The sequence below is a fragment of the Nonomuraea sp. NPDC050643 genome, assembly GCF_040654715.1.
GTDB lineage: Bacteria > Actinomycetota > Actinomycetes > Streptosporangiales > Streptosporangiaceae > Nonomuraea.
The window spans coordinates 162,940-174,723 of sequence record NZ_JBFAIM010000006.1 but is presented as its reverse complement, the minus strand read 5'-3'; the positions used below and the strand labels follow the sequence as shown (position 1 = coordinate 174,723).

11 protein-coding genes are annotated in these 11,784 nt (G+C 71.6%); 5 read left to right on the top strand and 6 right to left on the bottom strand.

Annotation, left to right across the window (positions count from 1 at the left end; translation table 11 throughout):
• Position 1: 1 nt before the first annotated feature.
• Complete coding sequence (locus AB0I15_RS10105) at positions 2-1,249, bottom strand: amino acid ABC transporter substrate-binding protein (protein WP_358092487.1); 1,248 nt, start codon at positions 1,247-1,249, stop codon at positions 2-4.
• Positions 1,250-1,373: 124 nt separating this feature from the next.
• Here AB0I15_RS10105 and AB0I15_RS10100 point away from each other — a divergent pair, with 124 nt between their 5' ends.
• From AB0I15_RS10100 to AB0I15_RS10090, 3 genes are all read left to right on the top strand, one after another.
• Complete coding sequence (locus tag AB0I15_RS10100) at positions 1,374-2,240, top strand: hypothetical protein (RefSeq protein ID WP_358092486.1); 867 nt, start codon at positions 1,374-1,376, stop codon at positions 2,238-2,240.
• Positions 2,237-3,280, top strand: a complete 1,044-nt coding sequence (locus AB0I15_RS10095; protein WP_358092484.1) for a LacI family DNA-binding transcriptional regulator — start codon at positions 2,237-2,239, stop codon at positions 3,278-3,280. Before AB0I15_RS10100 ends, AB0I15_RS10095 begins: the two co-directional genes overlap by 4 nt.
• A 158-nt stretch (positions 3,281-3,438) precedes the next feature.
• The gene (locus AB0I15_RS10090) at positions 3,439-4,860 is read left to right on the top strand and encodes a multicopper oxidase family protein (protein WP_358092482.1); all 1,422 of its coding nucleotides are present in this window, start codon (positions 3,439-3,441) and stop codon (positions 4,858-4,860) included.
• Here AB0I15_RS10090 and AB0I15_RS10085 read toward each other — a convergent pair.
• The 3 genes from AB0I15_RS10085 to AB0I15_RS10075 are packed head-to-tail and all read right to left on the bottom strand — an operon-like array spanning position 4,854 to position 7,417.
• Positions 4,854-5,873, bottom strand: a complete 1,020-nt coding sequence (locus AB0I15_RS10085) for an alpha/beta fold hydrolase (RefSeq protein ID WP_358092481.1) — start codon at positions 5,871-5,873, stop codon at positions 4,854-4,856. The genes AB0I15_RS10090 and AB0I15_RS10085 overlap by 7 nt on opposite strands.
• Positions 5,873-7,120, bottom strand: a complete 1,248-nt coding sequence (gene fmdA / locus AB0I15_RS10080; RefSeq protein ID WP_358092479.1) for a formamidase — start codon at positions 7,118-7,120, stop codon at positions 5,873-5,875. Before fmdA ends, AB0I15_RS10085 begins: the two co-directional genes overlap by 1 nt.
• Before the next feature lie 15 nt (positions 7,121-7,135).
• The gene (locus AB0I15_RS10075; RefSeq protein ID WP_358092477.1) at positions 7,136-7,417 is read right to left on the bottom strand and encodes a zinc ribbon domain-containing protein; all 282 of its coding nucleotides are present in this window, start codon (positions 7,415-7,417) and stop codon (positions 7,136-7,138) included.
• A 148-nt stretch (positions 7,418-7,565) separates the two neighbouring features.
• Here AB0I15_RS10075 and AB0I15_RS10070 point away from each other — a divergent pair, with 148 nt between their 5' ends.
• Entirely contained in the window at positions 7,566-8,282 is a 717-nt protein-coding gene (locus AB0I15_RS10070) for a TetR/AcrR family transcriptional regulator (RefSeq protein WP_358092475.1), read from the top strand.
• 111 nt (positions 8,283-8,393) lie between these two features.
• Positions 8,394-9,644 carry a lamin tail domain-containing protein gene (locus AB0I15_RS10065; RefSeq protein ID WP_358092473.1) on the top strand — a complete coding sequence of 417 codons (1,251 nt, stop codon included), beginning with the start codon at positions 8,394-8,396 and terminating at the stop codon, positions 9,642-9,644.
• Between the two features lie 47 nt (positions 9,645-9,691).
• Here AB0I15_RS10065 and AB0I15_RS10060 read toward each other — a convergent pair whose 3' ends face one another.
• Both AB0I15_RS10060 and AB0I15_RS10055 read right to left on the bottom strand, forming a co-directional pair.
• Positions 9,692-10,051 carry a DUF5955 family protein gene (locus AB0I15_RS10060; RefSeq protein WP_358092471.1) on the bottom strand — a complete coding sequence of 120 codons (360 nt, stop codon included), beginning with the start codon at positions 10,049-10,051 and terminating at the stop codon, positions 9,692-9,694.
• Positions 10,048-11,739 (bottom strand): hypothetical protein, encoded by a 1,692-nt coding sequence (locus tag AB0I15_RS10055; protein ID WP_358092469.1) that lies wholly within the window; start codon positions 11,737-11,739, stop codon positions 10,048-10,050. Before AB0I15_RS10055 ends, AB0I15_RS10060 begins: the two co-directional genes overlap by 4 nt.
• Between the last annotated feature and the right edge of the window lie 45 nt (positions 11,740-11,784).

Here is an 11,784-nt window from a genome sequence, read left to right as displayed (position 1 = left end):
CTCACTTCCAGCCCGGCTTGGGGTGCACCACGGTCTTCGTGGTGGCCAGCTCGGGCGGGCCGACGACCTCGACCTTGCCGCCCTGCCACTGGGCCAGCAGGAAGCTGCCCTTCGGCTCGCCGTTCTCCTTCCAGCTCAGCGGGCCGAGCAGGGTCTCCACCGTGTTCGCGTGCAGCCAGTCCTTGATCTTGTCCTGGTCGATCGCGCCGACCTTCTCGACCGCGGCCTGCAGCACCTGCGCGGCGGCGAACGCGTCCGCGGCGTCCTCGGCGGGGGCGGCGCCGTGCGCCTTGCGGTACGCGGCCACGAACTCGGCGTTCAGCGGCGTGGTCGCCTTCTCGTTCCAGCTCACCGTGTAGAAGACGCCCTCGGTGCTGGCCATGCCCACGCCGTCGCTGTACTGGCTGGAGTTGCTCGGCGCGGAGGTCTGGAACAGCAGCTTCGGCGAGAAGCCGAGCTGCTTGAGCGAGCGGACCATGCCGACGCCGTCCTCGAACACCGCGCCCTGCGCGACCAGGTCGGGCTTCTTGCTGGCCAGCGTGCCGGCGACGCTCTGGAAGTTCGTGGTGTCGGCCGGGTACACCTCGCTGTAGACGGTCTTCACGCCGAGCGCCTCGAGCTGCTCCTGCATCGACTTGATGACCGGCAGCGCGAAGGGGTCGTCCTGGCTCGGGTAGGCGGCCGTCTTGGGCCGCTCGGCCTCGGGCAGCGACTTGACCCAGTTGACGAACACGTCGGCCTGGCGGGGCGCGGTGGCGGGCTGGGCGAAGAAGAGATACTGGAAGCCGCGCGTGAACATGTCGGGCGCGCCCCCGGCCGGCTCCACGAACACCATCCGGTTCTTCTCCGCCACCGCCGAGGCCGGATAGTTCAGCAGCGAGGAGAACGTGCCGAGCAGCAGGTCCACCTTGTCCTGGGTGATCAGCTTGGTGTAGTCGGCGACCACGGTGTCCTGGTTGCTGGCGTCATCGACGATCCTGAGCTCGACCTGCCGCCCCAGGACGCCGCCTTTGGCGTTCACCATGTCGCGCCAGATCTCGTAGCCGCGCTTGGCCTCGCTGCCCGGCTGCGCGAAGTCGCCGGTGAGCGGCAGGGAGACGCCGATGACGATGGGCTCGCCCACCTCGCTCGCCTGGGTCTCCGAGGGGCGCTGGCCGCAGGCCGCGAGCGCCAGGGCGGCCGCGACGGCCGTCATCACCGCCAGGGTCACCGCCGTTCGCGACCGGCGTGCGGGTGGTTGGGCGGTCATGAGCCCTCCTTCGTGCCTGCTCATCCTCCGCAAACGATTGCACTGGCTTGGAGCATCCGTTTGAATGCAGTTACTGTCAAGAGCGGATGCTCAGTGGCGCAAACGAGTGCACGCGGGAGAGGCTGTGAGCGAACCTCTGAGGGTGGGCGTCTTCAGCCCTTCCGTGCTCCTCCGCACCGCCCGCCGTCTGGGCCTGGCCGGCGACGTGGCGGAGATCTCCGTCGCCTCCTCCCCCGCCCAGTTCCGCGCCCTGCTGCGAGGGGAGCTCGACGCCGCGCTGACCAGCCCCGACAACGTCATCGCCTACCGCTACGTGGCGGCCAACCCGCTCGGCAGGACCGCCGACGTGCGCATCGTCTCGGCCGTGGACCGCGGGCTCGGGCTGGCCCTCTACGCCCGGCCCGGGCCCGCGTCGAGTCTCAAGGGGGAGGTGATGGGGGTGGACGTACCGGACTCGGGCTTCGCGTTCGCGCTCTACGCCGCTCTGGAGGCGCTCGGCCTGCGGCCCGGCGACTACCGCGTGACGGCGCTGGGCTCCACCCCGCGCCGCCTGGAGGCGCTCCTGGCCGGCGACTGCGCGGCGACGATGCTCAACGCGGGCGCCGACCTGCGGGCCGCCGACGCGGGCGCGACCCGCCTGGCGGGGGTCCCCCGGCCGTACCTGGGCACGGTCCTGTGCGCGCTGGGCGCCGCCCCGGCCGTACGCGCGCTCGCGGCCGCCCTGCGCGAGACGACCGCGGCGATCCTGGCCGGCGACGTGGACGACGTCGTCACCGACGAGGCCGTCACCGCGCTCCACCTGCGGCCCGGCACCGCCGCCCGCTACCTTCAACGTCTGAAGCACCCCGACGAGGGCCTGGTCGCCGGCGGCCGCGCGGACCTGGAGTCGCTCTCCACCGTCCTCGGCCTGCGCCGCCGCTACGGCACCGCCCCCGGCGGGGACCTGCTCACCCCGGACCTGCTCGACCTAGGAGAAGATGGCGGCCGATGACCAACCCCACCCCGTCGCCGGCCCCGACACTCCGCGACGTCGCCGAGGCCGCCGGCGTCCACACCGCCACGGCCTCCCGCGCCCTCAACCCGAAGACCCGCCAGCAGATCAGCGCCGAGACCGCCCGCCGCGTCATGCGCGCCGCCCAGGCCCTCGGCTACCAGCCCAACTCGGTGGCCCGCAGCCTCAAGACCTCCCGCTCGGGCACGGTCGGGCTCGTCATCCCCGACCTGACCAACCCGCTGTTCCCGCCGATCGTGCGCGGCGTGGAGAGCGTCCTGGAGTCCGACGGCTACAACGTCTGGATCGTCAACACCGACAACGACGAGGACCGCGAGCGCGCCAAGATCGAGTCGCTGCGCTCCCGCCAGGTCGAGGGCCTCATCGTCGCCACCGCCCGCCTCGACCATCCCCTGCTCCGGCAGTTGCACGAGCAGGGCGTCACCATGGTGCTGATCAACCGCCAGGTCGAGCACACCCGCATCCCCGCCGTCACGGGCGACGACGCCACGGGCGTGGCCGCCGCCGTCCGTCACCTGACCGATCTCGGCCACACCCGCATCGCCCACCTGTCGGGCCCCCTGACCACCTCCACCGGCCGCGTACGCTCCCAGGCCTTCCGCCACGCGGTCCGCGACCACGGCCTCGCCGACGACCTCGTCGTGGAGTGCGCCCACTGGAGCGAGAGCGACGGCGCCACCGCCATGCGCGCGCTCCTCACGGGCGGCGCGCGGTTCACGGCGGTCGTGGCCGGCAACGACCTGATCGCCCTCGGCTGCTACGACGTCTTCGCCGAACGCGGCCTGTCCTGTCCGGGCGACGTGAGCGTGATCGGCTTCAACGACATGCCGTTCCTGGACAAACTCCGGCCCCCGCTGACGACGGTGGCGGTCCCGCACCACGAGCTGGGGGCGGAGGCGGCCCGCATGCTCCTCGACTGCATCGACCAGCCGGACCGCCCGGCCCGATCGCTCCTGCTCCCGGTGTCCCTGGTGGTCCGCGGCTCCACGGCTCCACCCCGGCCCGAGGGTCTTCCCTGACGCCGGGGATATGATCCCGGCCCGGCCATGGGGCGCCTCCTCGGGCCTTTGAGGCACGCCCGGCGCAAGCCTGCACGCGCTGGCTGATCATGCCGCGTGTCGCGGGTGTCCAATGATCACTCTCCGTTACCTTACGAAGTGGACGGAGGGAGTCATCCATGGACGATACGGGGAATGTTTCCCGCAGGTTGTTCGTCACCGGCCTGCTCGCGTCGCTGGGCAGTGCCCCGGCGCCGGTGAGCGCGGCCCCAGCGCACGCGCACACGCACGTCCTCCGCGCCCGCCCCACCACCATCACCCTCGGTAAGCGCAAGGCCGCCACCTGGGCCTACGAGGACAAGGTGCCGGGCCCCCTCATCCAGGCCACGGCGGGCACGACGGTCCGCGCCAGGCTCGTCAACGGGCTGCCCGCCGACACCACCATCCACTGGCACGGCATCAGGATCGACCCCCGGATGGACGGCGCGCCCGGCTACACCCAGGCCCCCACCCGCCAGGGCGGCACCTTCGACTACGTGTTCACCGTCCCCGACCCGGGCACGTACTTCTACCACTCGCACGTCGGCATGCAGAACGACCGCGGCCTGTACGGCGCCCTCATCGTCGCCGACCCCCGCGAGCCCCTCGGCTACGACGAGGAGTTCACCGTCGTGCTCGACGACTGGCTCGACGGCCTGGCCGGCACCCCCGACGACGCGCTCAGGCGGCTGAACGCCTCCACCACGCACGACGACAGCATCCGCAGCACCGCGCTCGGCGGCGTCGCGGGTGAGCTGCGTCATCCGCTGTACCTGGTCAACGGCCGCCCGCCCGAGACGCCCATGACGTTCCGCAGCCGGCCGGGGAAGCGGGTCAGGTTCCGGGTGATCAACGCGGCGGCCGACACGGCCTTCCGGGTGGCGCTCGGCGGGCACCGGATGACCGTGACCCACACGGACGGTTTCCCGTGCCGGCCCGTCACCGTGGACACGTTCATCATCGGCATGGGCGAGCGCTACGACTTCGTCGTGACGCTCGACGCCGGCGCGTTCCCGCTGGTCGCGGCGGCCGAGGGCAAGGCGGCGCGGGCGTTCGCCCTGGTGCGGACGGCGCGGCGGGCCGTGGCGCCGCCGTCCGACGCGAAGGTGACCCAGCTCGACGGGCGGATGCTGACCTATCAGGACCTGGACGCGCGGCCCGCCGACCACCTGCCCCGCCCGGCCAAGACCACCACCGTGACGCTCGGCATGCGGCCCTCCGGCAACGAGTGGACGCTCAACGGCCGGATGACCGGCGACCCGATGCGGCTGCGGGTGGACCGGGGCGAGACGGTCAGGATCGTGCTCGACAACCAGTCGCCCATGTGGCACCCGATGCACCTGCACGGCCACACCTTCCAGCTCCGCTTCGCGAACCGGCGCGGGCCGCGCAAGGACACCGTGAACATCAAGCCGCGCGAGCGCCTGAACATCGACGTGCTCGCCGACAACCCGGGTGAGTGGATGTTCCACTGTCACAACCTGTACCACCAGGAGCAGGGCATGATGGGCACCCTGGGGTACGGCCCGGCCACCCGGCGGGCCGCGACCATGCGTCATTGACCGGACATCAGCTCCCTCAGGGCGGCGTCGATGAAACGGGTGTCCTCGGCGTTGCCGCCGTGCCCCGCGAAGTGCCCCCACACGCCCGGGATCACGCGCAGCTCGGCGTCGGGGATGTGCCGGACCGCCCACTCCTCGTCCTCCGGCGGGAAGTAGAGGTCCTTCTCGGCCGGCATGACCAGGGCCCGCGCCTTGATCGAGCTCAGCGCGGCCACCGTGTCGCCGCCGAACCCCGGGGTGCGCCCGACGTCGGCGTTCTGCCAGGTCCACAGCATGGTGAGCAGGTTGTTGGCGTCCCGGTCGTCGAGGAAGAAGCCTTCCCAGAAGCCGACCAGGAAGTCATCGAGCGAGCCGTAGCCGAGGCGGGTCTCGTACAGGCGCTGCCAGTAGAACGCCTGAGAGAAGCCCCAGCCGGCGTAGACGCGGGCCGCCGCGCGCAGGCCGGCCGTGGGCTGGCGGTCGTACCAGCCGCCGGCGAAGGCGGCGTCGGCGGTGAGTGCGGCCTTGACGCCCTCCAGGAAGACCTGGTTGTGCACGCTGGTGCGGGAGGAGCCGCAGAACGGGGCGATCCTGGGCACCATGTCGGGATGGCTGACCGCCCACTGGTAGGTCTGCCCGGCCCCCATCGACCACCCCGTGACCAGCGCCAGCCGCTCGATGCCGAACCTCTCGGTGACCAGGCGGTGCTGGGCGGCGACGTTGTCGTACATCGTGACCCGGGGGAACCTGGCCCGGTCGTACGGCGGCGGGGTGTTGCTCGGTGAGCTGGACAGCCCGTTGCCCAGCATGTTGGGGACGATGACGAAGTAGCGCTCCGGGTCGAGCGTCATGCCGGGGCCGATCAGCCACTCGTTGTCCTGGTGCCGGCCCGAGTACCAGGTCGGGTAGAGGATCGCGTTGCCCCGGTCGGGCGCGAGCTCGCCGTAGGTCTGGTAGGCCAGGCGGGCGCCGCGCAGCGTGGCGCCGTGCTGCAGCGAGAAGTCGCCCAGCTCGAACGTCTTGTGCTCGAGCATCAGTCGCTCACCGCGCAGGCGCCCCTGTCCGCGCGGCGCGGGCCGTCGGCCGTGGGGCGGATGTCGAAGTCGAAGATGGCGGTGGGCAGGTAGAGCGTGCAGCAGGCGTTCGGGATGTCGACGACGCCGCTGACCCGGCCCTCCACCGGGGCGGCGCTGATCAGCAGGTACGCCTGCTCGCCGCTGTAGCCGAACTTCTTCAGGTACGCGATCGCGTTCAGGCAGGCGTTGCGGTAGGCGGTAGTGGCGTCGTTGTAGAGGTTCGTGTCGGTGCCGTGGTCCACGGAGATGCCGATGAACGACAGGAACTCGGTGTAGCGCGGCTCGACGTTGCCCGGCATGAAGATCGGGTTGGTGGTGACGCCGTACTTCTCCATGCCGCCCTTGATGAGGTCGACGTGGAAGTCCACGAAGCCGCCCATCTCGATGGCGCCGCAGAAGCTGATCTCGCCGTCGCCCTGGCTGAAGTGCAGGTCGCCGCCCGACAGCATGGCCCCGGGCACGTGGACGGGGTAGAAGACGCGGGCGCCGCGGGTGAAGTTCTTGATGTCGTGGTTGCCGCCGTTCTCCCTGGCGGGCACCGTACGCGCGCCCTCCCTGCCGATCCGCTCCAGTTCCGGGCCCTTCAGCGTGCCGGCCAGCACGCCCTGCTGCAGCGGCGGCAGCGCGAGCGGCGGCACGCGGTCCGGGTCGGTGTCGATGAGGGCCTGCTCCCTGGCGTTCCAGCGGGCGAGCAGGTCGGCGGACGGCGCGGTGCCGAACAGGCCGGGGTGGGTGATCCCAGTGAAGCGCACGCCCGGGATGTGGCGGGAGGTGGCCTGCTGGCCGTGGAAGTCCCAGACCGCCTTGTACGCCTGCGGGAAGTGGTCGGTCAGGAAGCCGCCGCCGTTCTCCCTGGCGAAGATCCCGGTGTACCCCCACCCCTCGCCGGGCGCGGCGCCCACGGACTGGGGGACGGGGCCGAGGTCGAGGATGTCGAGCACGAGCAGGTCCCCCGGCTCCGCGCCCTGCACCGCGATGGGACCGCTGAGCATGTGGCAGACCGACAGGTCCACATCACGTACGTCGTTGGCCGAGTCGTTGTCGCCGATCTGCCCGTCGGTCCACTCCCGGCACTCGACGCGGAACTCCGAGCCGGGCCGCACGCTCGCCGCGGCCGGGATGTCGGGATGCCAGCGATTGTGCCCGGGGACGAGCTGGGCGGCCATGGAGAGGGTCTGGTCGACACTGAAGACGACGTCCGGCATGGGGTCCTCCCTGGGTCAGGGGCGGGGTAGGCCGGCCCAGCGGGGGTCGGGCGGGGGCGCGGGTCCGCGCCTGGCCGGCGGCACGCCGTCCACCACCCGGGGTTCGTGGGCACTGGCCTCCTGTGCGCGGAGCGCGCGGGCCTCGGCCGGCGACGTACGTGCCAGGAGCGGCGGGGTGAACACCCGGGACGCCGGCGCTCCGCAGTCCGCGCAGGGTTCGGCGGGCTCGGCGGTGCCGATCGGCCTGCGTACCTCGAAGGGACCGCAGTCCGCGCACTGGTAGGCATAGGTAGCCATGGGGCCCGCCACCTCGATCGCGCACGAGGGTTATGTACAAGGAATCTAGTGCGCACGAAATGTGCGTCAATAGCGACATTTATGGCGGTCCGCTGTACGCATCTGCGTACGCCGTGCGCTAAGCTGGGAACCACTGAGAGGAGTCATCATGCCAGCAGACCAACCGCCCATCCCCTCGGTGTGGGCCCGCCCGCAGCGCAAGCGGGAGCAGCCGGCCCTGACCAGGGAGCACATCGTGACCGAGGCTGTGCGGCTGCTCGACGAGGAGGGCGCCGACAACCTGAGCATGCGCCGCCTCGGCAGCCGGCTCGGCGCCGGGGCCACCTCGCTCTACCGGCACGTGGCCAGCAAGGACGAGCTGCTCGAGCTGGCCCTGGACGAGGTCTACGGCGAGCTGCCCCTGCCCGACGCCGGCGAGTGGCGCGCGACCGTGCGGGAGGTCGCGCACGCCCTGCGCGCGGCGATTCTGCGGCACCCCTGGATGGCCGCCAAGCTCGGCGAGGCCGGGCTGGCCTATCTGGGGCCCAACGTGCTGCGGCAGAGCGAGCACATGCTGGGCATCTTCGAGCGCGCCGGCTTCTCGCTCGACGAGGCCGACCAGGCGGTGTCCACGGTCACCGCGTTCGTGCTCGGGATCTCGACGAGCGAGGCCGCGTGGCTGTCCATGGTCGCCCGCAGCGGGCAGAGCGCCCAGGAATGGATCGAACGCCTGTGGCCGGCGGCCGAGCGGGCGGTCCAGGACTATCCGCGGCTGCGGGCGCGATACGCGGCGCAGAAGGTGGAGGACACCTCGAAGTCGGGCGACAGCGCCTTCGAGTACGGCCTCGAACGCCTCCTCGACGGCCTCCAGGCCCGGCTCCCCTGAAACGGCGCCCCACCCAGGGCTCACACCGCTTTGCCCTGGTACGTAGACGATGCCCCATCTGAGAGTTACGCTCCGCTGACCAATGGTCGGGGGACGGATGGGGGGACATCCATGAGCTACACGCTGTTACGCGGCAGCTTCGTGATCCGGTATCCGGATCTGCCCAGGCAGGGACCCGAGCCCGACGGCGACACGGTCAAGTTCCTGCCCGACACGCCGGCCCTGGTCGAGGCGCTGCCGCGGCGCTCGGGCCGGCCGCCCGGCATCAACGGCCGCGGCATCTCCGCACGGCTGGAGGCCATCGACGCCCTGGAGACCCACTTCGCGGAGACCCACCAGGAGCCGGAGGGGGGCAACGCGGCCCGGGACAGGCTGCTGGAGCTGCTCGGCTTCGGCAACGTGGTCTTCTGGGACGACCTGCCGAACAAGGTGCGCTCCGCGGACCAGGACTCCATCCGCGGCCACGTGCTCTCCAACGGCATCGACGGGAACGGCCGCCTGATCGCGTTCGTCTACGCGGGCGAGCACCCCGGGCCCGACGGGGCCTCCGTGTTCGTGGACGGGACACTGGCCGACCAGTCCGTCAACGGCCGGCTGCTGGCCGAGGGGCTGGTCTATCCGGCCTTCTACGCCACGCTGCCGGCCGAGTTGCGCACGCACCTGGCGGAGGTGTCGCAGGCGGCCCGGCGCAAGGCCATCGGCCTGTGGCCGCGCTCGACCGCCGACCCCAACGGGGAAGCGGTGATCGCGACCCTCGAGGACGCGGAGCGGCTGGTCATGTGGCCGAAGCTGTTCCGGCGGATCGTGCCGTTCCTCGCGCAGGCCACCGGCTTCGACGGCTTCGACGCCTGGCTGCGCGCCGACCCGGTCAACCGGGACGACGAGCTGTTCCTGATCCCCCGGCTCGAGCGGGGCAACCTGCACGACGTCGTCAAGGGAGAGGGGCAGCGGATCAGGCTCACGATGTGGCCCGAGGACTTCATCATCGCCCCGGACCCGCCGCCACCGGGCGGCGGAGGCAAGCCGCCGCTCACCGCGGCCGGGGACCTGCTCGTCGTGGCCGCGCTGCCGGACCCGCTGGGCGCGGACCGCGGCAACGAGAGCGTCACGCTGCTCAACCTCACGCCCGCCCCGATCGACCTATCGGGCTGGGCGCTGGTGGACGCCGCCGGCGGCCGGGCGGCCCTGAGCGGCTCCATCGACGGCGGCGCCGCGCTCCGGGTGCCCCTGAGCGGAGCCCTGCAGCTCGGCAACCAGGGCGACACCGTCATCCTCACGGACCCTCGGGGCACCTCGATCGACCGGGTGACGTACAAGGCGGACCAGGTCAAGGCCGGGCGTACGATCTGCTTCGGCCGCTGACGGCGGCGCGCGGCGCCGGGGCCGCACCCGCCCCGGCGCCGCGTGTCTCACGCCAGGAGTTCGCGGATCTGTGTCACGACCTCCACGATCACCGACACCTCGGCCGCGCGGACCGAGAGCCGTTTGAGCGCGTCGAGCATGCGTGACCGGTCCGGCTGCGCCTGCTCCAGTTCCTGACGCAGATCCGTCACGTCCCGCCCGGCCTGCACCGCCTCCGGCAGGTTCGCCGCGTGCTCGGCGAGCAGCCGCTCCAGCCGGTCGAGCAGCCGCGCGGCCTCACCGCCCGCGGGCGTGCCGGTGTTGTGCACGGTGGCGCTGGAGTTCGGGCCCATCGCGATGGCCCCGCTGATCTCCCCGCCGCTGACATTCAGCCGATAGCCCATGGCGTCCTTCCGTTCCTCGTTCACCCGGCGGCCTTCGCGCTGTTGTGCACCGTCGCCGAGGCGTTCGGGCCGAGGGCGATCGAGCCGCTGATCGTGGCCCCCGGACCCACGGACATGGTCACGCCGGCCGCCTGCAACCGGTAGGCCCCGGTGTCCACCTGGCGCTCCTCCAGGAAGTCCAGGACCGCCTCGGTGAGCCGCTGCTCGATCATCCGCGTGTACTTGGCGACGTCGAGCGACTGGATGTAGGTCTGCAGCTCCTCGTTGGCCCCCAGCTCCCGCACGCTGAAACCCGCCCCGTACGGGTAGACGATGTGCTTGCGCGGGTCCGGTGTCAGGGCCGTCTGCTGGATCGCCTGCACGCCCGCGCGCACCACCCGCACCGGCGCGGCCAGCACGTCGCGCATCAGGCGCAGCCGCAGCACCTTGAGTGCCTCCCACGCGATCCGGCCGCCGGTCATCGTGGGCAGCCGGTCGACCACGTGGTACGGCCCGTACGCCGGCGGCAGCACGGTCACCACGAACTGCGTGTACAGCATCCGCCCCTCGACCGCCAGATAGATGAACGCCGAGGTCAGCGCCTCCTGGTCCTCGGCGGGCGCGACGAGGTTGCCCTGCAGGTCGCGGATCTCCTGGCCGGCGTTGTTGATCGTGACGCGCTGGTAGTAGCGCACGCCGCCCTGCGGATGCCGGGCGATGGCCGCGATCTCCTCGGGCGTGGCCAGGTAGCGGGGCAGCCCGTCCTGGCCGATGAACGGGTGCGCCACCGGCTTGCGGTCGCGCTGCCAGTCGGCGACCGTGAACAGCCCGCGCGTCACCACGTGGTCGCCGAGGTCGAGCCGCTGGATGCCCTCGTTGGGCCGCAGCACGCGGTCGCGCATCTCGACGAGCCGCTGCCGGACGAAGCCGTGCAGCTCGACCGGGTCGATGTCGACCGGGTCGTCCTGCCGCCTGCCGTTCGCGCCGTCGCGCACCCGGTCGAGCTCGACGGCGATGGACCAGCTCCGCGTGACGGTCCCGGCGCCCATGAACGCGTCCTCGTTGTCGTACATGGTGACGTTGCCCCACTGCGCCCGGCGGATGTAGTCGAGGCGGCGACCGGTCCTGGGGTTGGTGACCCGGCTGATCGGCTCGGGCGTGCCGGGGCGCAGGGTGCCGGCCAGGGTGATGTAGATCGCGATCCGGTAGATCAGCGCGACGGCGAGCGTGGCGACGGGGATGAGCAGCACCTGCACCAGCGGGCCGGCACCGCCGCCCGGGTAGTCGTCGGCACCGCTCAGGCCGCCGAATGACGGCACCCCGGTGAACGCGCGGATCAGCAGGGGGAACAGCTCGCTGAGGATCACCAGGAAGAACAGCGTGAAGAGCGAGTAGAGGGCCCAGATCCAGAGCAGCGCTCGTAAGATCATCGGCCCGCGCCGGACCGCCCGCGCGGTGAGCAGGACGAAGGGGACGAGGGCGAACATCCACGTGAACGTGCTCAACGGGGCCAGGAAGACGCCGATGACGAAGAACGCCGTGATCAGGCTGTCGCGGACGAGGAGCATCGAGCGGGAGCGCCGGCAGTGGTGGATCACCGGCATGAGGTCGAACCCGCCATAGGACGGGGGCACCGCGCGATAGGGGTCGAACAGCAGCTCGGCCAGCACCCTGTCACGGAATCCGCTGTCGAGATAGGAGGCGGCGCAGAGGTAGCGGGTGACGTTGCTCATCTGGGGGCCGTTCGCATGCGAGTCCGCACCGGAGCCATTGACGAC